Source organism: Thalassotalea coralli, assembly GCF_055786205.1.
Genome location: NZ_JBVVBK010000001.1, coordinates 483,500 through 509,889, shown reverse-complemented (window position 1 = coordinate 509,889; position 26,390 = coordinate 483,500). Strand labels below are relative to the sequence as shown.

The window sequence follows — 26,390 nt, the reverse complement described above, 5'->3', positions numbered from 1 at the left end:
CTTCTCTCTAACACGGTAGGGTAATAACAATAGCTAAGCCGCCTGCTAAGCTCTGCTTGGCCACTACACTACCATTGTGACCTTGTACAATATGGGAACAAATAGCTAAACCTAACCCAGAACCATCTAGCCGCCCTTGGCGGGCACCATCACCACGAAACAAGTGTTCAAATAACAAGGGCAGCTGAGATTCTTCTACACCGCAGCCATCATCTTCAACAACTAGCTCAAGCTGATTGTTATGTTTCACAAGGTCCGCTCTAATAGTTAACTTACTCCCGCCTTCAGCATACTTAACGCTGTTGCTCACAAGGTTTTCTAAAAGCTGGCAAATTCGCGTGCTATCAAAATTCAACACCACCGGCTCTTTCGGTAATTTTAACTCTAATTCCCACCCTTCATTAGCCAAATAGCATTGAATGCGTTGGCTTTCATGATGTAAAAACTCGATCAGATCGCCTGATTCTTTGCGAAAACTCATTCCACCAATATCAGCACTAGTCAGTGTATGTAAATCTTCTATCAAACGCTGTAAGTGACTTACCTCTTGGTGGCAAGAACTTACTTGTTGCTTTGATAAAGGGCGAATGCCATCTATCATCGCTTCTAACTCCCCTTTAATAATAGCGACAGGGGTTCTAAGTTCGTGAGAGATATTGGCAAGCCACCTTTTCCGCGCAGCTTCAGTTGAATCTAGTGTTGTTGCCAGTTGATTAAAATCACGCGATAACTGCGAGAATTCATCTTTACGCTTAAAGTTAAGTCGTTGCTGAAAGTCTCCCTTAGTCAGCTTTGACATGCCATTAGCTAGCGCTCGAATAGGGTTCAAAAAATGCGTTGCTAACGGCAAAGTAATGGATAACGTCACGACTAACACGCCAATGGCAAACCACCATAAATGCTGGCGTTGCTGCTCGATAAAATCCAACTCATATCCTGCAATTACATGCTTTCGTTTGGAGACTGCCAAGTAGCCCACCAATTCTTGGTTATGATTTAGCTCAACAAAATTAAATCTTTTATGCGCCGGATAGTCCCCTGCTATACGCTGTTTGTTTACATCTAAAAGGGCAAAACTAATCATGGGTCTTTTCTTTGGTAATTCACTTGGGCGCTCTCTTGGCGGTAAATTGCTCCCCACCCTATTAGGCGCAACAGATTGTCCTCGTTCATGTGGCCTTGGTGGCTTTCGTCTTTTATCTTTATGAGGCGGCCTAGGTGGCGGTGGGGAAATAACATCATTACCTTGCAATGACTGGCGAATTATTCGATCAAATCGCCTTGGATAATCAGCAAGCACCTTCCAACTGCCTACTTGAGTGAAGTGTTCTTGCAAAGAATCCTTCACAGGTGATAACGCTTCAACCTCTTTCTGATTAACATAATCCACCATGCCACTATTGATAGACCATTGCATAGCGAACACAAGCACTAACACTAGTCCAACAGTAAAAAAGGTAAAAATGCTAAAAAGTTTTTGCTGTATTTTCATCGTGAATAAAAAACTGTCATGGCGTTAATAACGCTCTGAAAAACAAATAGGCTAAGGTGCCTGAATGCAGCCATTTACTCTACGCTGGCTGTATTTAAACCTTACTATGTCGACGCCAATTTCCCTAGCAAATCGAACACTATTGTCAAAATTTGACTATTGTTTGCACATTTGCTGCACATTTGCCTTTTAAAGTGTAACTAAGACGTATCAACAAAAAGAGTATCAAGATGAGTAAGCCAGTATCTACTTTCGTTACCTTTGTTTTAGTATTACTGTCATTTAGCAGCACATTAGTGCCTGCACTTGCGCAAGAAGCACGACCTAACCCGCCACCTAGAACACAACCTAGACCTCAGCCGCCAGCGCCTGCGCCAATTATAGAAGAAGACCTTGACCAAGAGCTTGCAGAAATAATATTGCAACAAGGATTACAAGCAATTGACACCTCAAGCCTTTCGGTACTGCCAGTTACCGATCCTAAAGTTCAGCTAGGCAAAAAACTGTTTTTCAGTAAAAATTTGGGTGGCGAACAAAGTGTGGCTTGTGTGAGCTGCCACCACCCGTTGCTTGGTGGTGCAGATGACCTTTCTTTACCGGTTGGTGTTGCAGCTGTTGATATGAACAACAATAGCGCCCATAACTTGTTAGGTTTAGGCCGCTTCAATGGCTTAAACAATATTCCTGTTGTACCTCGAAACTCGCCAAGCATTTTCAACCTCACTTTGTACGATCGTGGTTTATTTTGGGATAGTCGTATCGAACGATTACGTAACGGTAGAATTGCAACTCCAGACTCGATTATTGATGATAACAATCGACGTCGTCCAGATGAAAACATCCCGCAAAATGCCAGCCTAGTTGATGCTCAAGCAAGATTCCCCGTAACATCTGTTGAAGAAATGCGCGGTACTTTCATGGTGGACTCTGAAAATAGTGAATTGCGTCAAGCACTAGTATCCCGTCTTAATGACGATATAGCATCAATTGCTTCTAGTTGGCCAGCAGAATTCAGCTCCGTTTATCAGCAAAGTACCATAGATCAAAATCAAGTTTTTGATGCGATAGCAGCCTACGAAAATTCACTGGTATTTGTTAACTCGCCATGGCAACGCTACTTGCAAGGTGAGCAAGATGCATTAACCGTGAATCAAAAAGCTGGAGCGGCTTTGTTTTTTACGCCTACTCAGCAAGGTGGTGCAGGCTGTATTGCTTGCCATAACGGTGATAACTTTTCCAATGAACGCCATCATTTAGTTGGGTTCCCTCAGTTTGGGACTGGTAAAGGAAACACAGGTGTAAATGGCAGCGACCAAGACTTTGGCCGTGCAAATATCACCAATAATGACGCCGACAAGTACCACTTTAGAACACCTGGATTACTTAACATCGAAATGTCGGCACCTTATGGACATACGGGTGCTTATCAAACATTAGAAGAAGTCGTTGCTCATTATGTTAATCCACGAGAGTCAGTATTAAGATTGTTTGGTGCTAATGACGTACAACCGCAAATTGCTGAAGACTCACCTTATTGTCGCCTACCGCAAATAACACGATTAACGCAGAAACATCAAACAAGTTGCGAGCAACTATTCCCTAATGCATTGGCAAACTCCCTTGAAGTTGTTGATTTTCTCGAAGCAGGTCGAAGAAATGATATTGAAACAAGAGCAGCTTTTCGTGCGAGAGTTAGACTATCACAAGAGCAAATAGTGCAAGTAGCTGACTTTTTAAGAGCCCTTACCGATCCTTGCGTGAAAAACAAAGAGTGCATGTCGCCTTGGCTTCTTAGTGTAGAAGATATCGCTAACTTTCCAGATGACCAAGCGTTAGAAGCAGTCAATGAACAAGGTGACTTGTTATAAATTATAACTTTTCAAAGTCACTGCTAAACTTGAGCGCAAATTTCTAGCTTTGCGCTCTTTTCACCTAATTTATTGCCTTAGCTTTTTGCAAAGTTGACCAGCGTATCACCCGACATGCGATAACCTATCCACTCACTTTGAGGCTCTGCGCCAAGTGCTTCGTAAAATTCTCTAGACGGTGTGTTCCAATCTAAACAACTCCATTCAAACCGACCACAGTTATTTTCTAGCGCTATATTTGCTAATTTCTTCAGTAAAGCTATGCCTGCACCTTGACCTCTATACTCTGGCGAGACATATAAATCCTCTAAATATAACCCTGGTTTAGCCAACCAAGTTGAGTAATTGTAGAAATACACGGCAAAGCCAATTGGTTGGTCATCAGCTAAACAAATCAGACCATGGACACCAGATTGTTCCCCGAACATCGACGCTTTAATCGAATCTACCGTTGCTAAGACTTCATGCTCAGCTTTTTCGTAAATAGCAAGCTCGCGTATAAAATGTAAAATTAGCTCTGCATCTGATTCAACTGCAGTACGGATTTTAATAATAGTCATAATTCACCCAATCACCAAAAAACAGAAACACAGTTAATTACTTACGTAACAACTGTGTAGGTTAGCGTAGCTATTAAGTGTATCTGTTTTATGGAACCATTAACCAGTATAGTGTTCATAAAACTCACTCTTAGTTTAAGTTTAAGGAGAACTTGTGAATTTTCGCTTCCCCATGACGGCAATATCTTCAATCGCATTAAGTTTAACCCTCAGTATGTCTGCGCATGCGGCACAATTGACTAAAACCGCAACCGACACTGCAACTTATGCTGTTAACCAATATTCAGACGCTATGGTGTCTAGTTTAGCTGAACTAGTTAAATACAATACCGTGGCGGTAGAGGGAATTCCTTCGCCGAAGAATCCTGAACATATCGCCTTTAAAAACGCGCTAAAAAAGCAAGCCAATGATCTCGGCTTAGATTATCAAGACAAAGGCTATCTCGTTATTATTGGATTAGGTGAAAGTAACGAGCGAGTAGGCATAATCACCCATGGCGATATTCAGCCCGCTAATCCAGCAAAATGGGCGAAATCCCCATTTGAATTAGATCGAGAAAGTGAGCCGGGAAAATTAATTGCTCGAGGAACCGAAGATGATAAAGGTCCTATTTCTACAGCGCTTTATGCAATGAAAGCAATAAAAGATAAAGGCATAGTGTTAAAAAAACGTCTTGAGTTATATGTTTATATGGCTGAAGAATCTGATTGGGCGCCTTTACAAGAATACGTGAAAAACAATGAGTTGCCGCAAACCAACATTACTATTGATGCAGAATACCCAGTAGTAACTGCAGAAAAAGGCTATGGCACATTAAAATTCGCTTTTGAAAAAGTCAAAACCATTTCCATTGACCCTTATGTTAGTCACTTTGAAGGCGGCTATTTTGGTTCACAAATTCCTGAAGATGCAAAAGTTATCATTGAAAACGCTTCCGTTAAATACCTGCAGCAGTTAATGGCAAAAGCGCAAACGATCAAAGAGATTAACTATGACTTTAATCTTGAAGGCACGCGTCTCACGATTTCTGCTTTAGGTAAGTCGGCTCATTCTTCAAAACCTCAAGAAGGTGTTAATGCCATTCCTTATTTAGCCCATTTACTCTCAGATAAAAGATGGCCAAATAATGGTGCGGGCACCTTAGTTAACTTTCTTAACGATAATATTGGCTTAGGGTTAGAAGGCAAGAAATTTGGCAACATTGCCTATCGCGATGACTTTATGGGACCAATGACAGTATCACCAACCGTTATAAAACAACATGACAATAATGTTGAATTAAACATTAACATTCGTCGGCCTAAAGGCAAATCTGGTGTCGTTTTACACCAAGAAGTCACCGATGCTGTCGCTAAATGGAAATTGAAGAACTTAGCGAAAGTAAAAGAGCTTAATCATTATATTGGCGACCCATTCGTGCAAAAAGAGTCTGCCCATATCGATACGTTACTGGCTGTTTTTTCTCACTACACAGGTATTAAAGATGCAAAACCAATTTCGATTGGTGGCGGCACAAATTCCCGACTCTTTCCAGGTGCTGTTGCCTTCGGTCCATCAATGCCAGGAAAGAAGTATACTGGGCATTCTGAGCACGAATTTATTACCGAAGAACAGTTTGTGCTTAACTTAAAAATGTACACAGCAGCTTTTGTCGAGCTTGCACAATAAGTTATCAACCATTAAAAAGGCGCTTGGTTAAACATAAGCGCCTTTTTTAATTAAACGCTCAAGTATGTTAATAAGGACCGCTACCACTATCAGATTGCCCCCAGGTGCCTTGCCATACTCTTCCTTGATGAATGTAATAAATAGAATCACTTACTATCAGGCTTCTATCATACCAACTGCCACCAGACCAATTATTCGGCTCATCTTTCTCCGCTAAAATCAAGCCTTTGTCTAGCAAATTAGGCGAAGTTCCATTTAGATTGACTTCAAACATTGCCAAAGAGTTCTCTGAGAACCAACGAGTATATTCTTCATTTTCGTCTTGCACACTTTCACTTAGCCAACGCTCAATAGGCATAGCAAATCGCGTTGCACCATCTGTGGTTTTTAACACCGATAACGCTCTATAGTCGTACTCGGCAGGCGTATACGCATCTGCAAATACTAGCGTGTTTAATTCACGAGGAAATTCGCTATCTGAAATATCAAACAACGACACCTTAGCGCCCTGAATAGTAGGGTTCGCATTACCTCCTACCTGACCAGCATTTACTTGTTGCCCTATTCCCAGCAGCAGATTTTCATTAATTGGGTGCAAATAAGCCGAATAACCCGGAACATCTAAAGCGCCCGTTATATTAGGAGTAAATGGATCTGATAGGTCTATTACATACAAAGGATCTATTCTTAAGAAGGTGACAATAAAAGCACGCTCACCAAAATAGCGAACTGCTTCAATATCTTCTTGCACCAAACCATTTTCATCAACTTTTCCGATTAAAGTAGGGAAAGTATCGTTAGGCAATTGACTGATCACTTTAAGCTCATCGCTATCTTGCCTAAGCGTATATAGCTTATGATTAAATCCTGGTCCTCTGTGACCAGACGTAGTGACTACGCGAAGATCATTGTTGTATTCACTAAACCTTAAATTTGACATGTGCCAATTAAATCGTCCATCAACCAACCCTGACGCCTGATAACTGGGTAAGCTGTCATTTAGGCTAAACTTGTGAATGATTGATTGCTCAGTTTCTTGTTCATCAGTAAATTCATATCGCGTGCTATATAGATACAGCGCATTTTTCGCACTATAAATACCTTGTATATCTGAGTTAATACAAATGCTATCTACTTGAGTAGGGTTCTCAATATCTAGCACGGTAATATTAACCATGCCGTCAAAACCATCGTTAATTTGCGTAGAAACAGGTAACAAACAATTATTATTATTTACCATAGCTTGCTCTTGGCCGGTGTCGTCGCGATATTTAGGCATGATGTCAACTAAATCCGTTTGCATGATCCGGTTATATTTATTGACTTGTTCTTGCTGTTTTTCTTCATAAGTAATGTCGTCTAATTGTGGAGTGTAACGACTTACTAAGTAAATTTTGTTGCCTATCCTACGACTATCAATTAGCTGGCCATCAAACTCCCAAGCAACCTTTTCAGTGCTATCCGAGCCATTATTCACATCAAACAAAGTCACAGAGAAATTTTGCTCTTGTGGCCAAAAGCAATCAGCCGCAAAACATTCTAAAATACCAATACTGGCTTCACTTGCCAGCACAGCTAGCGTATTGTTGTTCAAATAAAGTTCATTGATTTTCTGCTGCTCAAAAGGTACTTCTATGCGGCCTACTTCCTTCATATCGCCATTATTCGCCCTGTGCATTACACGAACATCAGAATAAGTGTGCACCAAGACATCAGCAGCAACCATAGAAGGCACTTCCTCATTGACGATAAATAAATGCTCACCATCAAACTTCACTCTGTCGCTTTCATCAACGCCGTTTTCTTGTACATTGGTTGTTGAGAACTCGGAACTAGAATCAACAGCTTCTGGCTGCCCTAAATAAATGTTTTGATATTCATTTTGACTCCGCAAATAAATCCCCTGCTTAACATGACGTTCGAATTGCCATTGAGTCGCAGTTTTTAATTTTTCAGTTTTCACTGATGAACTATTCAGTTCAGGTACTTGACTAACGGGTATAAAGGTTTCACTGCTCGTTGCGCTATCTGAGCCGCATCCAACTATACTAAGTGCTAACACAGCTAACCCCAAATGACTTGACTTCATTTTTCACTCTCCTTGAATCGTTGTAAATTTAATCACAATCTAGACTAGCGAAACGGGTCATTTTTACCGTTGCCAAATGCTATCAAATGTAATTTTGTGTAATCAGCTCTAGTAACAATTGTCATCAATGGTAGAGTATCCATCAGAACATAGAATGAAGTCGTTTTCCCTTTGAATAGATCTGTTTTAATTTTTGTAACTTTTTTGATCACAATACTTGCAAGCACTCCTAGCTATGGCCAATGCGCTGAAGCAAGTGAAGACTGCGCGGCTATAGGCGAATGGGAGATATCCGTTGGTTTAGGTGCTGGAACACTAACAAACCCACTAGTAGGTGGCAGTAACTTTCCTTTAGTTGTTCTGCCTTATATTCATTACTACCAAGAACGCTTTTATATTGAGAATAACCAAATTGGTTATTCTTTTTTTCAGCACCCTAATATCGTTGTGAGTGCAGTTACGCAACTGAATCGCGAAAGTGCTTTTTTTTCTGACTGGAGCCCTACTCACCTCTTACTACCCAGCGTATTCGAAACAGTAACGGATCAAGCTATTCCGCTATCGATCGACATTCAAGATGTAAGTAATAGAAAATGGGCACTTGACGCAGGGCTGCAGCTAAATTGGTTTATTGGCGAAAAATCAGAAGTAAAACTACAAATACTGCATGATGTAAACTCTGCCTACAATGGTTTTAATGGTCAACTCAGTTACTATTACAACTGGACACCCTCTTTCATTGCTCATAGCCAATTTCGCTTTGGTGCTGGTGTGCACTGGCAAAGCAAGGAATTAATTAATTACTATTACGGTATTGGCGCAAGTGACAATGTGGACCCTAGTTTCTATTATCAAACTGAAAGCGGATTAAACCCTTTTATATCAATTAACTTTGCGAATCATTTGTCGACTAACTGGAAACTTCACAGCTATATTCGCTATGAAAAGCTTTCTAGCGAGGTACGAAATAGCCCTCTGGTCAACGACTCAAATATCACCTCAGCATTTTTAGGTGCCGTCTATGTTTTCTAAAGTCAAGGGATTTTGGCTTATTCTACTTTCTAGCGCATTGCCTTTTAACGCTATAGCGTCAGCTGCTAATTCGAAGAGTACAAATGACGCAAGAGTGCAGTTAACCATTCAACCGCTCACCTGTGTGGTTAGAAATCAAGGCGACAATTGTCAAATGACGATCAACGCAAAATGGCAGAGCGAGCAAGCGATCGATGTTTGCTTCTTTCAAGATGATCAGCTGTTATTATGTTGGCAACGAAAGAACTATGCTGACCAACAATTTGATGTTAGCTTAAATTCAGACATGATTTTTTCGCTAAAATTAGCAAATGGCGAATTAGTTGCACAACAAAAAGTACAAGTGAATTCAAGTTCTTCAACGCAATATCGTCGCAGATTACGGGCGCAATGGAGTTTTTTTTAAATGAAGCATATTGTCTTAGTTGAAGATGACTTAAAGCTTGCAGCTTTAATCGAGAAGTTCTTGAGTCAAAATGGCTTTAAAGTGACAGTGCTCAACACTGGATATCAGGCACCAGAGAAAATATTAGCACTGTGTCCTGAACTCGTGATTTTAGATATTATGCTGCCTAAAATGGACGGATTTACTATATGTAAAAACCTTCGCCGTTATTATAACAACCCCATTATATTCTTAACGGCGAAAGACAGTGACTTTGATCATGTTTTAGGGCTGGAAATTGGGGCAGACGACTATATTATTAAGCCCGTTGTCCCTCATGTATTGTTAGCGCATATCAATGTTGTGTTAAGACGAATCAGTGCTGAAAAGCCCGTTGAAGCTGATTCAATTTCGTATGGTGAACTTACCGTTGAAAGAACAGCACGTAAAGTCTATTACCGCCAACAATTACTCGAGCTTACTACCCATGAATTTGACCTTCTTTGGCTGTTAGCAAATAACGCGGGAGAGCCATTAAGCAGAGACTACATTCACAAAAAAATGATTGGTCGTGAATATGATGGTTTAGATAGAAGTGTTGACGTTAGAGTATCAAGATTAAGAAAAAAACTAGACGACGACACCGCTAACCCATACAAAATTATTACTGTCTGGGGCAAAGGCTATCAATTTAGTACTACGGCTTGGGGCAACGAAAGTGAAATAGAACCTACCTGATGCTCAGACTATTCTTAAGCTTATACCTAGTCATTATTTTAGGGATTTTGTTAATAAACTGGACAGCAGAGCAAGTATGGCAAAGCATTCAGCAAGAGTCCAACAGTGAACTCGCGAACAGTAAGTTAATGATTCAACGCGTTATCATCCCGTTAATTAATCAGCAAGCACAGAGCATTGACGATAATTTAGGGACAATAACGATGAAGTCACCACAAGATTTTGTCTGGTTACCTGAACAACAAAAACAGTTAGACAACGGAGAAGTTGTCGTTAACTTTGATTCTAGTGGTAACGCCTTATTCTATTTTTACCATTCTCGTCTAGATAAACTCATCGAAATAGGTCCATTTGAACAATTAAGCCCTTCAGAAGGTAACGTGTGGTTACTTAAACTACTATCTTATGGATTATTAGCGATTGTAATTGCTCTGTGGACACGCCCTGTTTGGCGAGACTTAAATCAACTAACCACGATATCGCAACGCATTGATAATAATGATTTTAGCCCGCAACCGCTAGCTAAACATCATTCTCCTATTTACCCTATAGTACGAACAGTAAACAAAATGGCCAACAGGATCAGCCAGTTATTAAGCGAGCAAAAGTATTTGGTTAACGCTGTTTCTCATGAACTTAGAACACCGCTATCACGCCTTAGGTTCTCACTAGCATTATTAACAAATATCGAAAAAGAGCAGCTAGAAGACATTGAAAACGATGTCGAAGAAATTGAGCATTTAGTGCAAGAAATGCTTGATTACGCTCGATTGGAACATGTTGCTGCACAACAAGCATTTGCTGAAGTTAATATCGTCCAATTACTTGAGCAACAAGGTCTAAAACACGCTAGAAGCAGTAACGTTAAAATAGACATTGCAACTTCTCAACAAAGTATTTTTTGGGTGTGTAACGCACAGCTAGTAGAACGAGCCTGTCAAAATTTAATTACCAATGCTTTACGTTACGCTAAATCTATAGTCAAAGTGTCTGTGATAGAAGAGAACCATTATTTAACCATTGTCGTAGAAGACGATGGGTCTGGGATTGACCAAGATGAGTGGCCTCATGTTTTTGCCCCCTTCTCCCGCGTAGACAAAAGTAGAAACAAACAACAAGGCGGCTACGGTTTGGGGTTAGCAATAGTAAAAAAATCGAGTTTGTGGCACGACGGTGATTGTGAGGTAGGAAGTTCTAATTTAGGAGGTGCTAAATTTACGATTCGTTTGTCTGATAAAAAGGGAAACTTTTGACGTTAATAGTCGACCTTTTTAGAACTCAAAAACTCGCGAACAAATGGCACTTCACTTTTCGTTAAAAACCCTTCCAAAATAAACGCACCAACAATAAACATAATAGTCGCGAAAATTAAATTAAAATTAATAAATATGATAATGGCTGGTAGCAACGCTGCAGCAAGTACAAGTAGCTCACGCCCCAAAAAATCGACTTGTTTATCTTGTTTGAAAAGGCGAACAGCAGCGGAAATCGCATCAAACTTCTGTGACGGAGTCAGCGATTCAAGTTCTTTTGCATTCCATAAAAAGAGGTAATGAAGCATAAACTGTCCTTAGCTTATTGAAAATATTGATTAAATCTGATTAGTTCACCTACTAACGGAACAACACTAACAGTATTAAGTGTATGACGCAACTAAAATAAAACAAGAATTCGTACACTTTATTTTAAGAAAAAATTGTTTATTTTTAATCTGGTCAATCACTTTCAAAGCTTTTTGCTATTTGCTCAAAATCAAGTCAGCAATGTTCGAGTATTTATTAGCTGAACATTAAAGGAGCTAACATTACCTGAGCTAGTTGAACAGGCATGCGAATAGAATCATTTCAATGTATGATGACAAAAAAAACGACGAGTACTCAGAAATGACAAAAAAGGTGTGCATAATTACCGGTGCAAGTTCTGGCATTGGAGAAAGCATCGCATATAAACTCGAGCAAGATGGGTTTAACATTTTCAACCTAGACATAAATCCTGGCAAATACGGTTCATTTAAGCAGTGTGACGTGACTAATCACCAGCAAGTTACAGATACTGTTAATTCGATTGTACAAGAATATGGTGGTATTGACGCCTTAGTATGTAATGCTGGCATTCATTTTTCCGCAAATATTGAAAACACCTCGGAACAAGATCTATTAAACGTATTTAATATCAACGTTAAGGGTGCTTTTTCTGCGATACAGGCAAGTGTTCCTTACATGAAAGCTAAAAACAAAGGCTCTATCGTTATTGTTTCTTCTGATCAGGCCTTAATTGCTAAAGGAAACTCTTGTGCTTACAACATGAGCAAAGCCGCTTTGGCATCACTTGCTAAAACTACCGCCATCGATTATGCGCCGTATTCGATTCGAGCAAACGCGGTTTGCCCAGGGACAATTGAAACGCCCCTGTATCACAAAGCGATTAACAATTATTGCCAACGTTCGGGAGCAGACAAGCAGCAAGTGCACCAAGAGGAAGCAGCGCTTCAACCGCTAAACCGACTAGGTAAACCAGAAGAAGTCGCAGAACTAGTCGCCTTTCTAGCCTCAGATAAGTCGCAATTTATCACAGGTAGCTTACAGGTAATCGATGGTGGTTATACCGCACAATAATTGCTGAATGCACAAGACTATGACAACAATAAATATCATTGACCCGCACCTTCATTTGTTTGATTTAACACTTGGTGATTATGGTTGGCTTAAAAATAACAACCCACCCCATTGGCCTGACAAACCCTTAATCGCGAAAAATTTTGACCAAGGTCATCTAAAGTTACCTTTACCACTTAATTTAATGGGCTTTGTCCATATAGAGGCAGGATTTGATAATACCTGCGGAGAACGAGAACTTTCTTGGTTAAAAAATACGGTTAGCATGCCGCACAAAGCGATTGGTGCTATTGATTTGACTTTACCGCCAGCTGACTTTAAAAGCCGATTAAATAAGATGCGAAAGTTAAGTAACTTTGCTGGCGTTCGACATATTCTTGATGAAGACGCACTTTCTATCCTGAGTCATAAAAATTGCCACGCAAACTTCACTGAACTAGCAAAGTTTAATTCAATTTTCGAATGCCAATACCCTGTTGGCAACCTTGAAAATAGCCAACAAGTGTATGAATTAATTTCACAACACCCTGATGTTACCGTTGTTTTGAACCATGCCGGCTTTCCGCCTGAGCATTCGGGCTCTGACAACTGGAAGATATGGGCTCAGCAACTCAATAGATTGGCAACGTTAAAAAATATTGCCATCAAATGCTCTGGCTGGGAAATGACCAATAGACAATATCAACAAGACTGGCAACAGACGGTCTTATCGCATTGTTTACAAGCTTTTGGTGATCATAGAGTGATGATTGCAAGCAACTTTCCTTTGACCTTATTTTCCACCAGTTATCAAGCGTATTGGCACTCTATGGTTGAACTTATCGAAAAAATTGACACAAAGCTCGTAAAAACATTATGTTACGACAATGCGCGTCAGTGGTATAAGCTCTAGCAACTATTCCAATGACATCAAAGTAACGAGCTGCAACCTATTAAGAGCCAAGTAACACATGGATAAATTTGATAAAAAGATTCTATCGATACTACAGCAGGACGCAACGTTATCAGTGAGTGATATCGCCAGTAGAATTGGTTTATCGACTACACCTTGTTGGCGTCGAATTCAAGCCATGGAAAAAAGTGGTGTTATTCGTGGCAGAGTAGTACTGGCTGATGCAGAAAAGCTCAATGTGGGCTTAACCGTCTTTGTCATGGTGCGCACTAATCAACATAATCCACAATGGTTAGATGAATTTGCTAAAACTGCACAAGAATTTCCGGAAATCGTTGAATTTTATCGAATGAGCGGTGATGTTGATTATTTGCTACGTGTAGTAGTGTCAGATATGAAAGCGTATGACAGCTTCTACAAACGGTTAATTGATAAAGCAAGCTTCGCCGATATTAGTTCAAGCTTCGCCATGGAAGAAATCAAATATACGACTGCCCTTCCTGTTGATTACGTAAAATAAAGCAAAAAAAGGTGAAGCTTTCTACTTCGCCTTTTTCTCGAGAACTTTGTATTGCTAGGGCGTGTTGATCTATCATGGTTGAATTTTGTTCGAATTAAATGCATTTTTATCGCGGCACTTGTGATACGCATAGTTATTCTACGCACAGAGCAAGTAACAATGAGAAAAGTGCATTTAAACGAATCCAAAGGACAGCATTTATCATGCCTTTCTACTGCGTTATCGCTTATTTATGTGGAATAACCACATGGCATAAGCTCTGTCTTGTATAAAAACATGATAAATTGCTGCAAAAACAGCCTAGAAAGATCAACACCCCCTAGTTTAATTACTTAAGCGCTTTAACGGTTACATTAGGCGAACGCTTAACAACTTCATCATTTAATTCAATACCAATTCCCGGCGCTTCAGAGACTTGGAAAATACCATTTTTCGGCTGTGGGTCTTGAATACATAATTCACGATTCCACGCTTTAATAGCGTATGTATGGTGTTCATGAATAAGGAAATTAGGAATAGCTGTTTCTAAGTGCAAAGAAGCTGCCGTTGCAACTGGACCACCACATACATGGGCTTGAATACGAATATCGTAAGTATCGGCGTAGTCACAAACTTTCTTCGCTTCAGTAAAACCACCACATAAACCAACGTCCGGTTGTAAAACATCAATACTTTGGTCTTCAAAATACGGACGAACATCCCAACGATGGTATAAGCGCTCTCCACCGGCAATAGGGACATTAACGCGGTCAGACACCTTTTTATGCACTTTCGAATTCAAATAATTAACAGGCTCTTCATACATCATGCAGCCCACTTCTTCGATCACTTCACCCATTTGAATGGCAGAAGCAGCGCCCATAAGAGAATGCGACTCAAAGATAATATCAACATCTTCACCGACTGCATCACGAATCGCGCGCAACCTGTCGCCAAATAAGCGCATTTGCGGCTTAGTAAATAACTTAGTGCGATCAAAAGAAGAGCTTCCATCTTGGTTATATACGATAGGATCAACTTTAACCGCGTCATACCCTTCAGCCATCGCTTTTAATGCAGCTTCAGCATACTCTTGAGGGTCTATCAACTTTTTACATTCTTTATCCCAGTCAAACTGTAATTGACTCGCATAAGTACGTAGTTTGTCGTTAACTTTTCCACCCAACAATTGATAAACAGGTACGCCTAATGCTTTACCTTTAATATCCCAAAGCGCAGTATCTATTGCACTCATAGCAGAATAAAGCACTGGACCACCACCTAAGCCCCAAAAGCTCTCACGTAGCATACGCGACCAAAGTAACTCAGTTTGAAAGGGGTCGAAGCCAATCAATACCGCTTCAGCAATCTCTTTTATCATCGCAGCTGCTGCGCTATGCCCCCAATCGTAAGCTAAGCCTGCTTCACCGACACCTGAGATGCCTTCATCGGTGTGAATACGCACAAAAACAGGGTTCCACGGTGGGCGCTCAGGGCAATAGATATCAAATATTTCAATATGGGTAATTTTCATCGAATTCTCTCAAATAGCCTTAACTGGCAAAAGATGGATCTAATCGGTAAGCACGTCTTAGCATGGCAGGCCAAGATTTCTGCCCGCCAGTTAAACCAGTGTGAACAATGTTGGCTTGTGCTTTTATTCCGTCAACAATGGCTTGTTCGACCATGATAGGTTCCATGCCTGTTGACATAATTTGCATTTGAACTTGGCATGCGCGGGTTAAATCGTACATATGCATAAATGCATCACCTATGGTTTGCCCTAATGTCAGGCCACCATGATTTCGCAATAACATAAAGTTCGCATCACCTAAATCTTGCTGCAGTCTTAGCTTTTCATCCTCATTCACGGCAAGACCTTCATAGTCGTGGTAACTCATCGACGCTAAAGCAAACATAGCATATTGGCTTAAAGGCAATAGCCCTTCTTCTAAGCTGGCAATGGCAATAGTCTCGTTAGTGTGTAAATGCAATACGCACATAGCGTCGTGGCGCGCTTCATGAATAGCACTATGAATGGTGAACCCCGCAGGGTTTATTTCGAATGGACTATCTGGGTCGACAATATTTCCAGCTAGATCAATTTTAACTAAGTTAGACGCGGTGATTTCTTCGAATGCCAAGCCAAAAGCATTAATCAAAAAATGCTCTGTACCAGGAATCCGCGCGGAAATATGTGTGTAAATTAAATCGTCCCAACCATGATAAGCAACAAGCCGATAACACGCTGCTAAATCAACGCGAGTTTGCCACTCGATATCAGAGACTTTATTTTCTAACTGTAAAGCGGGAATGTCGAACATAAGAAAACCTTTTGTGCATAAAAGCTCAAAACTAGTGGGCTAGATTGTAGTGAAAGCTGTTAGATATTAACAGAGAATCTTGAGGCTAAGGGGTTCTATGTTATGCAAAAGCTAACTTTAGTGCGCCGACAATTAACAGCACAAATACCAGTATTGTGGCAATTCGTGACAGTTTTTGTTGTTGCTCAGGTTCCATTGGTTTACCGAATCGCTCACCAAATACCACCATGAGGGCGACCCCTGCAAACACTAGACCTAATATAATTAATAGTGTCATATCAAAAAATCTAAATTTGCGATATGGTAAAGTTATCATAAAATATCAAGGTGTTAACGCTTTTTTTGGTTTCGAGGTGCTAATGACCAATCTAGATGACTTTCATGAGAAAAGACGCTTTATAATCAGGCTAGGGAAAGCGCTGCATAAATTCGGTACGCCCGCGTATCGAATGGAGGCTCATCTGCAGAATGTTGCCAACTTTTTAGGCGTATATGCCAACTTTATTGTAACGCCGACATCACTAACGTTTATTCTTTCTGATAACGAAGAAAACCAAGAATATAACCATATTGTTCGTGTGGTTCCAGGAGAGCTAGATTTAGGGTCTTTAGCTAGAACAGATGAGTTAGTTGACGAGTTAAGCTCTGGACAAAGAACGCTCCAGGAAGCGCTAGAACGTTTAGATGAAATAGCCAACAAACCTAACCCTTACGGAAGATTTTTAACCTTTTTAGCTTTCGGTGCATCAAGTGGCGCATTTGCTTTATTGATGAAAAGTAACTGGCATGAGGTATTTTGGGCAACCATATTAGGTATGTGGGTAAGTATATTTGTCTTTTGGTCAGAACGCTCCAAGCGTGTCACTGAAATGCTTGAACCTGTTTCAGCACTAACCTGTGCCTTGTTTGCTTCGGCGCTAACACTCTATGATCCCAGCATCAATGCCCCATTACTGATCCTTTCTGCGGTGATTGCCTTTATTCCTGGTTTGGCTCTTACTCTTGGTTTATCTGAGCTAGCTGCCCGTAATCTAGTCGCAGGAACTGCGCGTATTATGGATGCGGTTATGGTGATTTTTAAACTGTATTTTGGCGCAGTGTTAGGATTAACCATAGGTGCAAGTATCTGGGGGATGGCAGAGTATCAACCTACGCCTACGGTACCTGGCTGGACTGCTTGGGTGGCTGTTACGGCCCTGTCTATTAGTCTAGTCGTCTTGTTTAGGTCGCGTATCAAAGACGCGCCATGGGGCATAATTTCTGGCTATGTTGCTTATGGTGCTAGTGTTTGGGGTGCGATGTATCTCGGGACGACATTAGGAGCATTTGTCGGCGCGTTTGCCTTGGGAATTTATAGCAACGTATTCTCGCGAGTCATGCAACTGCCAACAAGTATAGTAAAACTGCTAGGGCTAGTTGTTCTTGTTCCTGGGAGTAAAGTTTACATGGGGCTAAACAATGCAGTGTCAGGGAAAATGATAATGGCAAACACTACAGATATTGGCTCCCAAGCGTTTTTAATCTTTATGTGTTTAGTGGCAGGCTTTATTTTCGCTAATGTTGTGGTTCCACCACGTAAAACCTTATAAGATCAATTAATGCTAAAAAAGTCCAATTATCATCATGGCGATTTACGCCCTGTACTATTAGAAACCGCGACCACCATGCTAGAGCAAGGTGGTTTGGACGCCTTATCGTTAAGAAAAATAGCATTAGAAATTGGCGTATCTCGTACAGCTGCCTACCACCATTTTAAAGATAAGCACGAACTTTTGTGTGCGATTGCTGCGCTTGGCTTTGAGCGTTGGCAAGAGGAAGCCAAAGAAATATTTAGTTCACAAGTGACAAAGGAACAGCAGGTTCGTAACTTCGTTTTTGGCTACCTATCATTTGCTACCCAAAACGCGCACCTCTACGACTTGATGTTTGGCCGGACTCTTTGGAAAGACCAAGGAAGCAATCAGTCTCTAAAAGACGCTGCATACCCTACCTTCCAATTTCAAGTTGAAATGATGAAGCACTGGCAATCCCTAGGCTTACTTTCCGATGACCATTCAGCTTTAAGAACTTCTCAAGTCATTTGGGGCACATTACATGGTATAGCTAAACTAATGATTGATGGCGTATACACTGAACAATCAAGTATTGAAGACATGTGTGAATGCGCCATCGATTTGTTTTTACAACGTTAAAGGTAGCAATGACCCTATATTGTCTTATCTTAAAATATCCGACATAATTTAAGTTACCTTCCACTTTAGCCGCGAACCAAATGACGACACCAACTGATAACACTAAGCTAGCGCAGTATGATGAGTTTTTTTCTATTGAACACAGGTTTACAGTCAATATAACCCCGATAGCCTCAGCACAAGTTACTAGCTTCAGTCAGTTTATAGAGAACATTCCTGGCTCCTTTAAAATGGCCAGTGAAATGGCTTCTTTAGATCAAGCCATGTTAAAGCCATTACAGGCTTTGTCCGGAGTTGCAGGCCAATTGGTTGACTATCTCAATCATCAAGGACAGAAAATAGAGTTGATGATGAGTTATATACTCAATCAAGAAGATACCGAAAATAACCGTAGAACGGGATTAAGTTTTGGTGGTGGTGGTTTAGTGTTTAGCAGTACTAGCCCTTATGAAGTGGGGCAATTTTTAGAAGCTAAGCTTTTTATTCGTAGCGATAACTGCGCTGTGTATAGCTATGTTGAAGTAATTGAAGTAAGCGCTATTGAAGAGGCCGGTGACTCTGACTATAAAGTTAAAGCCTTGTTTCACTTTATTCGAGAAGAAGATCGTGACGCGTTAATTCGAGCAAGCCTACATAAACAATCTCGCGATTTACATAAACTTGCTCAAGAGCGCCAGCAACAACAAGATGATAGCTAGCGCTAGTTTTTAGTTAGACACATACTCTATTTAGCGTTGTATCAACTTCTTCGGAAGTCGCTTTTTGCAATTCTGCATGCTCAGCCACTTTGTTTAAGCCCTGGTTAATATCGTCACTTAACGAGACTACAGCAGCCATATTGTCATTCATTGAAGCAGTTGCCTGTTGCTGCTCTTGAGTACCACTCGCTATTTGTGTTGTTAGCGAGTTAACTTCTGTGAATACTTGCCCAATTTGCGTCAATGCATCAACAACTTTTTCTGACTGTTCAAGACTGTCTTGCGTTAGCGCTTGGCCTTTAGTAATCGCATTTACTGCATTGTCAGACTTGTCTTGTAAGCCCTCTACCATTGATTGGATTTCAACAGTAGACTCTTGGGTTCGATGTGCTAACGCTCTAACTTCGTCTGCAACAACGGCAAAACCACGCCCTTGTTCACCAGCACGAGCAGCTTCAATCGCGGCATTTAATGCCAATAAGTTGGTTTGATCTGCGATACCACGGATAACGTCAAGTACGGTGCCTATGCGCGCACATTCCTCTTGCAATAAAGCAAGATCGTTGGCCATACCAGTCACTTCTTGCGCGAAGTTTTCAATCGTCTTTTGTGAAGTATCTGAAGATTGGCGACCTTGAGAAAGTAAATCTAATACTTGATTAGCAGTTTCACTCACTTCGCTGGCACTTTGCGATAATGCACCTGACGTCGATGCTACTTCATCGATTGAAGCCGCCATTTGGCTAATTTGCTCACTCGATTGATCAACAGCCATTACAGAATCACTAATTTGGCTAGTCAAAGAACCAGCACCTTGACGCAACTGCTCTGATTCTTTTCGAATATCAGCAACCACCCCAGCCAAACTCTCAACAAAACCACTTAGTTTATTCGTTAAACCAGCCAGTTCATCTTGACTAGCGTCAGAAATAGGTGAGCTAGGAGCAGTATCAGGGCTAATGACCTGATCCATATAACGGTTTAATTGTTGAAGTCGTTGGCTGATTTGTTGATTAAAAAACAAGAAGCTTGCGATAAGCTGAACACTCAATGTAGCAACTAAGAAAGTCACTAAACCAGTGGCACTAAGGTGTTCAATAAAAATCATGGCGACAATAATCGCTAACACGCCTACCACAGCACATGGTAATAACAATTTGATATGAAGTTGATTTCCCATAAAGTTCCCGTTGTATTTGTTATTAATCGAACCAGCAACCTAATAGGTATGCTTGGTGAGAAACGTACTTAAACTTACCGTTAATTGACAAAATAAGCGACTACTTTTCAACTTTTAAGTAAAAATAAAGTCACTTTTAAGGAAAGATAAAGTTATAAATAACCATCAAACAGAGGTAAAATTAGCAGGAACAACCTTTCTGGAGTTTTATGCTTAGGAGTATAAACATGCTATATGTAGTATTGGTATTAGCACTAGCCCTAATTGTCGGAGGGATATTGTTATTAAAACAATCGGCAAAAAAATTTCATTTAACCGATGAGCAAAAGGCGCGAATAAAAGCGAGAGAAGCAAGCCAGCAGAAAAAGGATCAGACACTTAAATAACAGCTCTTCATTCTTGACAAAATAACAGGTCACAATGACCTAAATAGCGGTTATATTTCTATACTTATTTACTATTGGCCGACTTCTTACGATCGATACAGCCCAAGTCTTTTTCCGGCGCAATCGCATCGCGAACAACTTGCTTTAATTCAGTAATTTCTGGAAACCTGCCCTGCTCTTTTCTCGACCAAACGCGCTGATTATTGGCGTATATTTCAAAAATACCACCAGTTCCAGGCAACAAGCTTAATTCGTCAATATCGCCTTCAAACGTCGTCAATAACTCTTGCGCCATCCAAGTAGAGCGCATTAACCAACGGCATTTAGAGCAATATTTGATATCAATTTTATTCATGATTAATAGGGCTTCTCTTTCGTAAAACGTTTGTGTGCTTTGTCTAAAATAGTTAACTACGGTAAATAGTTTGAATAATATGAAAGCCAAAGCGTGTTTTTACTGGCCCATGAAATTTAAGCACCGGCTTTTTAAACACGACATAATCAAAGGCTTTGACCATTTGACCACGACGAAACTCACCCAAATCTCCCCCTTTCTTGCCTGACGGACAAGTCGAATGCTTTTTAGCGAGTTGACCAAAGTCAGCTCCCTTTTCTAATTTCTTCAATAACTGGACGGCTAATTCTCTATCTTTTACTAATATGTGGCGTGCTGAGGCAGTTGACATGACATTTTCTACGATTAATCGACAATACAGTTATTCTACCTTGTCTGGTCTGATCTATGCTAATTGTTAACATAAGAAATTTACATTTAGCACCATAATGACATAAAATGTCATCAATTAAATTGAGGTACTAGTAAATATGAGCAATATCGACCACCTATTTGAAAACAATCGCAACTGGGCAGAAAAGATCAAACAGGAAGATCCTGAATTTTTTGACAACCTAGCGAAACAACAAAACCCTGAGTATTTATGGATAGGTTGCTCAGACTCTCGTGTACCGGCGAACCAATTAATGGGCTTAATGCCAGGTGAAGTATTTGTACACCGCAATATTGCTAACCAAGTTATTCATACTGACTTAAACTGTTTGTCTGTTATTCAATACGCAGTCGAATACCTAAAAGTAAAACACATTATCGTGTGTGGCCACTATGGCTGTGGCGGTGTATTAGCATCTATGGATAACGATAACTATGGTTTAATCGACAACTGGTTAAGACACATCGAAGATGTGTACCGTTTCCATAAAGAAAAATTAGACAGTGTTGAAGAGCATCAAGATAGGTTTAATACACTATGTGAGCTAAATGTAATTGAGCAAGTTGCGAATGTAACCAACACCACAATTATTCGTGATGCATGGAAACGTGAGCAGCCATTAACCGTTCATGGTTTCGTTTACAACTTAAAAGACGGTATTTTGAAAGATTTAGAAGTCTCTACTGACGGCTCAAATGCTTAATTAGTGAATTTAATTTTTCCATAAAAAAACCTCGCATTTGCGAGGTTTTTTAATTCTTATCTACTTATCAAACTTACATTTTTAAGGTGTTAAAGTACACCACGTTCAATTTGGTTAAGCTCAATAGACTTAAATAGCGCAGTAAAGTTACCTTCACCAAAACCTTTATCATCTACACGCTGAATCATTTCGATAAAGATTGGACCAAAAATATTCTTAGTGAAAATTTGTAGTAAATACGAACCTTCATTTTGGCTATCAACAAGAATTTGATGATCTTTAATTCGCTCTTTATCTTCTTTTACCCAAGGAATACGGTCGAATACATCATCATAATACTCAGGAACAATGTTTAACGTATCAATAATCGATTTATCGATTTTGTCTAATGAACCAACTAAGTCATCAGTAATAAACGCAAGATGCTGTACACCCGGGCCATTGTACTCTTCTAAGTACTCATCGATTTGGTTGTTGTTAGTACCTTTACCTTCGTTAATTGGAATAGAGAAATTTCCACAAGGCGATTGTAAGGCATAAGATACAAGCGCAGAACGCTCACCTTTAATATCGAAGTAACGTACTTCAGTAAAACCAAATACATCTTTGTAAAAGTTAGCCCAATGCTCCATCGTGCCTTGGTAAACATTATTCGTTAAATGGTCTACTGCTTTAAAACCTTTATCTTCAACGATTACAGGGTTGTCTAGTAGCTCAAAATCATCTTCATAAATAGAGCCCTTATCACCAAACTTATCGATAAAATAAATAAGGCTATCACCAATGCCGTAAATCGCAGGGTAAGGAAGTTTATTTTCTTCGTGCTGTGCTGATTTTGCACCGCGAGCAATTGCTTGTTCAAATGCAAAAGCAGCGTCTTCTACACGCCAGCCCATTGAACAAATTGCCGGACCATGGCTCTTAGCGAACTCGCTAGAAAAACCTTTTTTCTCATTGTTCAGTAAGAAATGAATATCGTTTTGATTAAAGTAAACGATGTCACGGCTTTTGAACCGACGAGTTTTTGAAAAACCAAAGCCATAAAAAGCTTTTTCCATGAAATCAGAATCTGGTGTTGCGTACTCAGTAAATTCAATACCGCATAATTTTAGTGGGTTAGTCACGTCAGTCATTTGTTATCTCTCTCGACTTGAATTGACTTTATTATTACGAGGATATTTTTTTGGGAAAAGAGCTAGCCCTAAAGCAGTAATTGAGAATACGTAAATGAAAATGTACGTTTATTTTGAGGATAGTTTAGTCGGATTGAATCCAGCCCCTACAGTGCCTACGCGACAGTTGTAAAAATATTTTTACACCCTTTTATCTTGCAACAAGAATATACCATTTTAGCCTGATTTCTGGAGGGAGCCCTATAAGGAATTCTTGCTAGTTTTTTCCTCTATACACAAAAAAACCCAGCATAAAAGCTGGGTTTTTCTTTAAAAGTAGTCGTGTGATTAGTTTAATTTAACACCACGTCTACCCTTGTCATTGCGCTTTCTCGCGTTCTCAGTTACTACAGGCGCCTGAGAAACCGAAATCTCTAGTGCTTGGCGACGCACACGTACACGCTTTAACTGTTTAAATACGTTGTCTGGCATACCTTTTGGTAACTGAACAAAGCTAAAGCGATCTTGAAGCTTAATTTGACCGATATAACCACTATCAAGTGAAATCTCATTGGCAATAGCACCAACGATATCACCCGGCTTAGCGCCATGCTCTGTCCCCACTTCAATGCGGTATGTTTGCCAATCAACATCTTGACGAGCCACTTTGCTCTTTCTTGGCTTATCGCCACGATCGTTACGAGAAGCACGTCTGTCATCTCTGCCATCGCGACCACGACGCTGATCTCTATCGCGAGATTCACGACGCGGACGAGGATCTTCTTTTGGACGCAGTGGCTGTTTAACTTGTTTTAAGTGAAGTAAAGCAGCAGCTAAATCCGTCATCGACAATTCTGCTTGCTCTGCCATACTTTCTACAATCTCTTTCATATCAGAAAGATCAGTATCAGCAATTAAGCCAGCAAGTTGTTCTTGTGTTTTAGCAATACGTGCTTGACCGATTTCTTGAATACTTGGTAATTCAAATGGCGAAATCTTGCCGGAAGTTAAACGTTCATATTGGCGAAGCAAATACATTTCACGTGGACGAACAAATGAAATCGCTGTACCAGTACGACCCGCACGGCCTGTTCTACCAATTCGGTGAACATAAGATTCATTATCGCCAGGTAAGTCGTAGTTAATAACAAGTGAGATACGCGGGATATCTAAACCACGAGCCACAACATCTGTTGCAATTAGAATGTTTGCCTTACCTGTTTTGATTTGGTCTACCGCTCTTTCACGTTGCGCTTGGTTCATATCACCATTTAACGCAAGAGCTGGGTAACCAGAGCGCTCTAACTTTTCAGCAACTTCAACAGTATCATTTCTGGTACGTACGAAAATAATAACGGCATCGTATTCCTGTGTTTCAGCAATACGCTCTAGCGCAGTCATCTTATTAATACCGCTCACTTTCCAAGCAAGTTGCTCGATATTAGCTTGTTTCTTTTTCTCAGCAGCGATTTTTACGTGCACAGGATCTTTTAAGAAACGATTCGCTACTTTGCGAATTTGAGATGGCATTGTTGCTGAGAAAAGCGCCATTTGAGTCTCTTCAGGCAAGTGCTCTAAAATCCACTCAATATCTTCTAAGAACCCCATATTCAACATTTCATCGGCTTCATCAAGCACACAAACAGAAATGTCTTTAAGCTTTAAGCTTTTGCGACGAAGGTGATCCATTAAACGGCCTGGCGTACCAACAACAACTTGCGCTCCGCGCTCTAATTGTTGGAATTGTGGTCCATAAGATTGTCCACCATATAGTGTTGCTACACGTAAGCCGCGAATATTTTTCGCAAAGCTTTCGATAGCTTCAGCTACTTGAATAGCAAGTTCACGAGTTGGCGCAAGTACCAACATTTGTGGTTTTCTTAAATTGGCATCAATTTTAGTTAACGCAGGTAAGCTAAATGCCGCTGTTTTACCTGTACCCGTTTGTGCTTCACCAAGTACGTCAAAGCCTTCTAATAACGAAGGAATTGTTTTCGCTTGAATAGGTGTAGCTGATTCAAAACCAAGTTCAGTAACTGCAGATAAGATTTTTTCAGGCAAGCCTAGGCCATCAAAACCGACAGCGGAATTGTCAATATTAAGCATTCGAATTGTCTTCCCAATGCGGATCCAAATAACAACATAAGATCCGATAAATACAACGAGGAAATCGCCAGGAAGACTTTAGGCACAAAGAAGCAAAAACTAGGTAAAATGTTTTCGCTAAACAACAAGTCTAATGGGATAACCCCACCTCTAAAAGTTTTCGTTGGAGGCGTTACCCCGACAACGAGGCGCGCATTATACAGATATTGACCATTTATACAAGAAATTTGTCCAATTTAGGGACAAAAAAACACCAACAAGAACTTGTTGGTGTTAAAAGTCGCGAGCACTAACGATTAATTTGCTTGCGTCCAGAGAGAAACTAGCTATTAACTATCGATTTTAAAATCGCCTTTTACGTTTTCTACCGTCAAGCCACCAGAGCCCGACTCAATAATGTCTAAACTACCCACAGTATCGACATAAATACTGCCTGAGCCATCATCTAAAGTAACGTCACCAGATACGTGTTTTACGGTGATTTGGCCTGAACCGTCATCTATCTCTAAATTACCTTCAATGTGTTTTGCGCTGATACTGCCAGAGCCATCGTCTATTGAAATGTCGCCTTCTATATCTTTCAAAGCAATTGAGCCTGAGCCATCTTTAATATCGATGTTACCTGTAACATTATTGATATCAACAGAGCCAGAACCATCGTGTAGCTCGATGCTAGAAAGTAGGTTTTCGATATCTATAGAGCCTGAGCCGTCTTTTACTTTTAATGCTAACGATTGAGGTAACTTAACCGTTAGGTTAATTTTCGGTGAATTGCCGCCCCAGCTAGAGTAGTTATTTTCAATATGTGAAACGAGTACTGCTTTTTGACCCTTTTTATTCAAAGACAAGTCAATCTCAGTTTTATCTATATTCTTCGCATAAATTTCCGCTGTTACTTCGATAACATCACCATTAGCAACCCCCTCAATTGATAAGCTACCAGCGCCAGCTTCAATAGCTAACATACGAATATCATTAACATCTAAAGATAGATGACTCTTACGATGTTCATCAGCAAAAGCTTGACCGCCTAATAGTAATGACGATGCACAAACAGCAGTTAATAGGCGTGAACTTTTTTTGGTTGGTAATTTATTAAAAATCGTTGTCATTATTTTATCC

The 26,390-nt window shown here is 40.2% G+C and carries 27 protein-coding genes; 14 read left to right on the top strand and 13 right to left on the bottom strand.

Going from position 1 to position 26,390, the window contains the following annotated elements:
- Positions 1 to 7: 7 nt before the first annotated feature.
- Positions 8 to 1,492 carry an ATP-binding protein gene (locus tag ACOB80_RS02240; RefSeq protein ID WP_473164172.1) on the bottom strand — a complete coding sequence of 495 codons (1,485 nt, stop codon included), beginning with the start codon at positions 1,490 to 1,492 and terminating at the stop codon, positions 8 to 10.
- 230 nt (positions 1,493 to 1,722) lie between these two features.
- On the opposite strand from ACOB80_RS02240, the gene ACOB80_RS02235 reads away from it, so the two are divergent.
- Positions 1,723 to 3,360, top strand: coding sequence for a cytochrome-c peroxidase (locus ACOB80_RS02235; protein ID WP_473164171.1), 1,638 nt, complete (start codon positions 1,723 to 1,725; stop codon positions 3,358 to 3,360).
- 77 nt (positions 3,361 to 3,437) lie between these two features.
- On the opposite strand, the gene ACOB80_RS02230 is transcribed toward ACOB80_RS02235, so the two are convergent.
- Positions 3,438 to 3,923, bottom strand: coding sequence for a GNAT family N-acetyltransferase (locus ACOB80_RS02230; protein ID WP_473164779.1), 486 nt, complete (start codon positions 3,921 to 3,923; stop codon positions 3,438 to 3,440).
- A 169-nt stretch (positions 3,924 to 4,092) separates the two neighbouring features.
- On the opposite strand from ACOB80_RS02230, the gene ACOB80_RS02225 reads away from it, so the two are divergent.
- A complete protein-coding gene (locus ACOB80_RS02225; RefSeq protein ID WP_473164778.1) occupies positions 4,093 to 5,589 on the top strand; it encodes a dipeptidase in 1,497 nt (498 codons plus the stop codon).
- A 67-nt stretch (positions 5,590 to 5,656) separates the two neighbouring features.
- Here ACOB80_RS02225 and ACOB80_RS02220 read toward each other — a convergent pair whose 3' ends face one another.
- Positions 5,657 to 7,678 carry a beta-propeller domain-containing protein gene (locus ACOB80_RS02220; protein ID WP_473164170.1) on the bottom strand — a complete coding sequence of 674 codons (2,022 nt, stop codon included), beginning with the start codon at positions 7,676 to 7,678 and terminating at the stop codon, positions 5,657 to 5,659.
- Positions 7,679 to 7,882: 204 nt separating this feature from the next.
- On the opposite strand from ACOB80_RS02220, the gene ACOB80_RS02215 reads away from it, so the two are divergent.
- Genes ACOB80_RS02215 through ACOB80_RS02200 form a run of 4 tightly spaced genes read left to right on the top strand, consistent with a single transcriptional unit; the run spans position 7,883 to position 11,086 of the window.
- Positions 7,883 to 8,710: a MipA/OmpV family protein gene (locus ACOB80_RS02215; protein WP_473164169.1), complete on the top strand. Its 828-nt coding sequence runs from the start codon at positions 7,883 to 7,885 to the stop codon at positions 8,708 to 8,710.
- Positions 8,700 to 9,116 carry a DUF3019 domain-containing protein gene (locus ACOB80_RS02210; protein ID WP_473164168.1) on the top strand — a complete coding sequence of 139 codons (417 nt, stop codon included), beginning with the start codon at positions 8,700 to 8,702 and terminating at the stop codon, positions 9,114 to 9,116. The genes ACOB80_RS02215 and ACOB80_RS02210 overlap by 11 nt, the downstream gene beginning before the upstream one ends.
- Complete coding sequence (locus ACOB80_RS02205; protein ID WP_473164167.1) at positions 9,117 to 9,833, top strand: response regulator; 717 nt, start codon at positions 9,117 to 9,119, stop codon at positions 9,831 to 9,833.
- Positions 9,833 to 11,086: an ATP-binding protein gene (locus ACOB80_RS02200; RefSeq protein WP_473164166.1), complete on the top strand. Its 1,254-nt coding sequence runs from the start codon at positions 9,833 to 9,835 to the stop codon at positions 11,084 to 11,086. The genes ACOB80_RS02205 and ACOB80_RS02200 overlap by 1 nt, the downstream gene beginning before the upstream one ends.
- Before the next feature lie 2 nt (positions 11,087 to 11,088).
- Here the strand turns inward: ACOB80_RS02200 and ACOB80_RS02195 are convergent, their stop codons facing one another.
- The gene (locus tag ACOB80_RS02195) at positions 11,089 to 11,394 is read right to left on the bottom strand and encodes a hypothetical protein (protein ID WP_473164165.1); all 306 of its coding nucleotides are present in this window, start codon (positions 11,392 to 11,394) and stop codon (positions 11,089 to 11,091) included.
- 286 nt (positions 11,395 to 11,680) lie between these two features.
- Between ACOB80_RS02195 and ACOB80_RS02190 the strand changes: the two genes are divergently transcribed.
- Genes ACOB80_RS02190 through ACOB80_RS02180 form a run of 3 tightly spaced genes read left to right on the top strand, consistent with a single transcriptional unit; the run spans position 11,681 to position 13,860 of the window.
- Entirely contained in the window at positions 11,681 to 12,448 is a 768-nt protein-coding gene (locus tag ACOB80_RS02190) for an SDR family NAD(P)-dependent oxidoreductase (RefSeq protein WP_473164164.1), read from the top strand.
- 19 nt (positions 12,449 to 12,467) lie between these two features.
- A complete protein-coding gene (locus ACOB80_RS02185; protein ID WP_473164163.1) occupies positions 12,468 to 13,340 on the top strand; it encodes an amidohydrolase family protein in 873 nt (290 codons plus the stop codon).
- Positions 13,341 to 13,398: 58 nt separating this feature from the next.
- A complete protein-coding gene (locus tag ACOB80_RS02180) occupies positions 13,399 to 13,860 on the top strand; it encodes an Lrp/AsnC family transcriptional regulator (protein WP_473164162.1) in 462 nt (153 codons plus the stop codon).
- A 328-nt stretch (positions 13,861 to 14,188) separates the two neighbouring features.
- Here ACOB80_RS02180 and ACOB80_RS02175 read toward each other — a convergent pair whose 3' ends face one another.
- From ACOB80_RS02175 to ACOB80_RS02165, 3 genes are all read right to left on the bottom strand, one after another.
- The gene (locus ACOB80_RS02175; RefSeq protein WP_473164161.1) at positions 14,189 to 15,373 is read right to left on the bottom strand and encodes a mandelate racemase/muconate lactonizing enzyme family protein; all 1,185 of its coding nucleotides are present in this window, start codon (positions 15,371 to 15,373) and stop codon (positions 14,189 to 14,191) included.
- Between the two features lie 19 nt (positions 15,374 to 15,392).
- Positions 15,393 to 16,163: a class II aldolase/adducin family protein gene (locus ACOB80_RS02170; protein WP_473164160.1), complete on the bottom strand. Its 771-nt coding sequence runs from the start codon at positions 16,161 to 16,163 to the stop codon at positions 15,393 to 15,395.
- A 100-nt stretch (positions 16,164 to 16,263) separates the two neighbouring features.
- Complete coding sequence (locus ACOB80_RS02165; RefSeq protein ID WP_473164159.1) at positions 16,264 to 16,440, bottom strand: hypothetical protein; 177 nt, start codon at positions 16,438 to 16,440, stop codon at positions 16,264 to 16,266.
- Between the two features lie 82 nt (positions 16,441 to 16,522).
- Here ACOB80_RS02165 and ACOB80_RS02160 point away from each other — a divergent pair, with 82 nt between their 5' ends.
- From ACOB80_RS02160 to ACOB80_RS02150, 3 genes are all read left to right on the top strand, one after another.
- A complete protein-coding gene (locus ACOB80_RS02160) occupies positions 16,523 to 17,752 on the top strand; it encodes a threonine/serine exporter family protein (protein ID WP_473164158.1) in 1,230 nt (409 codons plus the stop codon).
- A 9-nt stretch (positions 17,753 to 17,761) separates the two neighbouring features.
- Entirely contained in the window at positions 17,762 to 18,355 is a 594-nt protein-coding gene (locus tag ACOB80_RS02155; RefSeq protein WP_473164157.1) for a TetR/AcrR family transcriptional regulator, read from the top strand.
- A gap of 80 nt (positions 18,356 to 18,435) precedes the next feature.
- Entirely contained in the window at positions 18,436 to 19,053 is a 618-nt protein-coding gene (locus ACOB80_RS02150; protein ID WP_473164156.1) for a PilZ domain-containing protein, read from the top strand.
- A gap of 13 nt (positions 19,054 to 19,066) precedes the next feature.
- Here the strand turns inward: ACOB80_RS02150 and ACOB80_RS02145 are convergent, their stop codons facing one another.
- Complete coding sequence (locus ACOB80_RS02145; RefSeq protein ID WP_473164155.1) at positions 19,067 to 20,233, bottom strand: methyl-accepting chemotaxis protein; 1,167 nt, start codon at positions 20,231 to 20,233, stop codon at positions 19,067 to 19,069.
- 227 nt (positions 20,234 to 20,460) lie between these two features.
- On the opposite strand from ACOB80_RS02145, the gene ACOB80_RS02140 reads away from it, so the two are divergent.
- On the top strand, positions 20,461 to 20,619 hold the full coding sequence (locus ACOB80_RS02140) for a DUF2897 family protein (protein WP_473164154.1): 159 nt from the start codon (positions 20,461 to 20,463) through the stop codon (positions 20,617 to 20,619).
- Positions 20,620 to 20,683: 64 nt separating this feature from the next.
- Here the strand turns inward: ACOB80_RS02140 and ACOB80_RS02135 are convergent, their stop codons facing one another.
- Both ACOB80_RS02135 and ppiC read right to left on the bottom strand, forming a co-directional pair.
- The gene (locus tag ACOB80_RS02135; RefSeq protein WP_473164153.1) at positions 20,684 to 20,974 is read right to left on the bottom strand and encodes an Rdx family protein; all 291 of its coding nucleotides are present in this window, start codon (positions 20,972 to 20,974) and stop codon (positions 20,684 to 20,686) included.
- Positions 20,975 to 21,026: 52 nt separating this feature from the next.
- Positions 21,027 to 21,305 carry a peptidylprolyl isomerase PpiC gene (gene ppiC / locus ACOB80_RS02130; RefSeq protein ID WP_473164152.1) on the bottom strand — a complete coding sequence of 93 codons (279 nt, stop codon included), beginning with the start codon at positions 21,303 to 21,305 and terminating at the stop codon, positions 21,027 to 21,029.
- Positions 21,306 to 21,444: 139 nt separating this feature from the next.
- Here ppiC and can point away from each other — a divergent pair, with 139 nt between their 5' ends.
- Positions 21,445 to 22,050 carry a carbonate dehydratase gene (can, locus tag ACOB80_RS02125; RefSeq protein WP_473164151.1) on the top strand — a complete coding sequence of 202 codons (606 nt, stop codon included), beginning with the start codon at positions 21,445 to 21,447 and terminating at the stop codon, positions 22,048 to 22,050.
- Positions 22,051 to 22,139: 89 nt separating this feature from the next.
- Here the strand turns inward: can and hppD are convergent, their stop codons facing one another.
- The 3 genes from hppD to ACOB80_RS02110 all read right to left on the bottom strand — a co-directional run bounded on the left by hppD (position 22,140) and on the right by ACOB80_RS02110 (position 26,380).
- Positions 22,140 to 23,183 (bottom strand): 4-hydroxyphenylpyruvate dioxygenase, encoded by a 1,044-nt coding sequence (hppD, locus tag ACOB80_RS02120; protein ID WP_473164150.1) that lies wholly within the window; start codon positions 23,181 to 23,183, stop codon positions 22,140 to 22,142.
- Positions 23,184 to 23,510: 327 nt separating this feature from the next.
- Positions 23,511 to 25,268: a DEAD/DEAH box helicase gene (locus tag ACOB80_RS02115; protein WP_473164149.1), complete on the bottom strand. Its 1,758-nt coding sequence runs from the start codon at positions 25,266 to 25,268 to the stop codon at positions 23,511 to 23,513.
- Positions 25,269 to 25,597: 329 nt separating this feature from the next.
- Positions 25,598 to 26,380: a DUF4097 family beta strand repeat-containing protein gene (locus ACOB80_RS02110; protein ID WP_473164148.1), complete on the bottom strand. Its 783-nt coding sequence runs from the start codon at positions 26,378 to 26,380 to the stop codon at positions 25,598 to 25,600.
- Positions 26,381 to 26,390 lie beyond the last annotated feature (10 nt).

Excerpts from the sequence above, each read along its gene's own strand:
- ACOB80_RS02225 (WP_473164778.1), top strand. The coding sequence starts at position 4,093 with ATGACGGCAATATCTTCAATCGCATTAAGTTTAACCCTCAGTATGTCT.
- ACOB80_RS02200 (WP_473164166.1), top strand. The coding sequence starts at position 9,833 with ATGCTCAGACTATTCTTAAGCTTATACCTAGTCATTATTTTAGGGATT.
- ACOB80_RS02135 (WP_473164153.1), bottom strand. The coding sequence starts at position 20,974 with ATGAATAAAATTGATATCAAATATTGCTCTAAATGCCGTTGGTTAATG.
- ACOB80_RS02190 (WP_473164164.1), top strand. The coding sequence starts at position 11,681 with ATGTATGATGACAAAAAAAACGACGAGTACTCAGAAATGACAAAAAAG.
- ACOB80_RS02220 (WP_473164170.1), bottom strand. The coding sequence starts at position 7,678 with ATGAAGTCAAGTCATTTGGGGTTAGCTGTGTTAGCACTTAGTATAGTT.
- ACOB80_RS02235 (WP_473164171.1), top strand. The coding sequence starts at position 1,723 with ATGAGTAAGCCAGTATCTACTTTCGTTACCTTTGTTTTAGTATTACTG.
- ACOB80_RS02155 (WP_473164157.1), top strand. The coding sequence starts at position 17,762 with ATGCTAAAAAAGTCCAATTATCATCATGGCGATTTACGCCCTGTACTA.
- hppD (WP_473164150.1), bottom strand. The coding sequence starts at position 23,183 with ATGACTGACGTGACTAACCCACTAAAATTATGCGGTATTGAATTTACT.
- ACOB80_RS02145 (WP_473164155.1), bottom strand. The coding sequence starts at position 20,233 with ATGGGAAATCAACTTCATATCAAATTGTTATTACCATGTGCTGTGGTA.
- ACOB80_RS02160 (WP_473164158.1), top strand. The coding sequence starts at position 16,523 with ATGACCAATCTAGATGACTTTCATGAGAAAAGACGCTTTATAATCAGG.
- ACOB80_RS02210 (WP_473164168.1), top strand. The coding sequence starts at position 8,700 with ATGTTTTCTAAAGTCAAGGGATTTTGGCTTATTCTACTTTCTAGCGCA.
- ACOB80_RS02240 (WP_473164172.1), bottom strand. The coding sequence starts at position 1,492 with ATGAAAATACAGCAAAAACTTTTTAGCATTTTTACCTTTTTTACTGTT.
- ACOB80_RS02140 (WP_473164154.1), top strand. The coding sequence starts at position 20,461 with ATGCTATATGTAGTATTGGTATTAGCACTAGCCCTAATTGTCGGAGGG.
- ACOB80_RS02205 (WP_473164167.1), top strand. The coding sequence starts at position 9,117 with ATGAAGCATATTGTCTTAGTTGAAGATGACTTAAAGCTTGCAGCTTTA.
- ACOB80_RS02170 (WP_473164160.1), bottom strand. The coding sequence starts at position 16,163 with ATGTTCGACATTCCCGCTTTACAGTTAGAAAATAAAGTCTCTGATATC.
- ACOB80_RS02165 (WP_473164159.1), bottom strand. The coding sequence starts at position 16,440 with ATGACACTATTAATTATATTAGGTCTAGTGTTTGCAGGGGTCGCCCTC.
- can (WP_473164151.1), top strand. The coding sequence starts at position 21,445 with ATGAGCAATATCGACCACCTATTTGAAAACAATCGCAACTGGGCAGAA.
- ppiC (WP_473164152.1), bottom strand. The coding sequence starts at position 21,305 with ATGTCAACTGCCTCAGCACGCCACATATTAGTAAAAGATAGAGAATTA.
- ACOB80_RS02175 (WP_473164161.1), bottom strand. The coding sequence starts at position 15,373 with ATGAAAATTACCCATATTGAAATATTTGATATCTATTGCCCTGAGCGC.
- ACOB80_RS02110 (WP_473164148.1), bottom strand. The coding sequence starts at position 26,380 with ATGACAACGATTTTTAATAAATTACCAACCAAAAAAAGTTCACGCCTA.
- ACOB80_RS02115 (WP_473164149.1), bottom strand. The coding sequence starts at position 25,268 with ATGCTTAATATTGACAATTCCGCTGTCGGTTTTGATGGCCTAGGCTTG.
- ACOB80_RS02185 (WP_473164163.1), top strand. The coding sequence starts at position 12,468 with ATGACAACAATAAATATCATTGACCCGCACCTTCATTTGTTTGATTTA.
- ACOB80_RS02195 (WP_473164165.1), bottom strand. The coding sequence starts at position 11,394 with ATGCTTCATTACCTCTTTTTATGGAATGCAAAAGAACTTGAATCGCTG.
- ACOB80_RS02180 (WP_473164162.1), top strand. The coding sequence starts at position 13,399 with ATGGATAAATTTGATAAAAAGATTCTATCGATACTACAGCAGGACGCA.
- ACOB80_RS02150 (WP_473164156.1), top strand. The coding sequence starts at position 18,436 with ATGACGACACCAACTGATAACACTAAGCTAGCGCAGTATGATGAGTTT.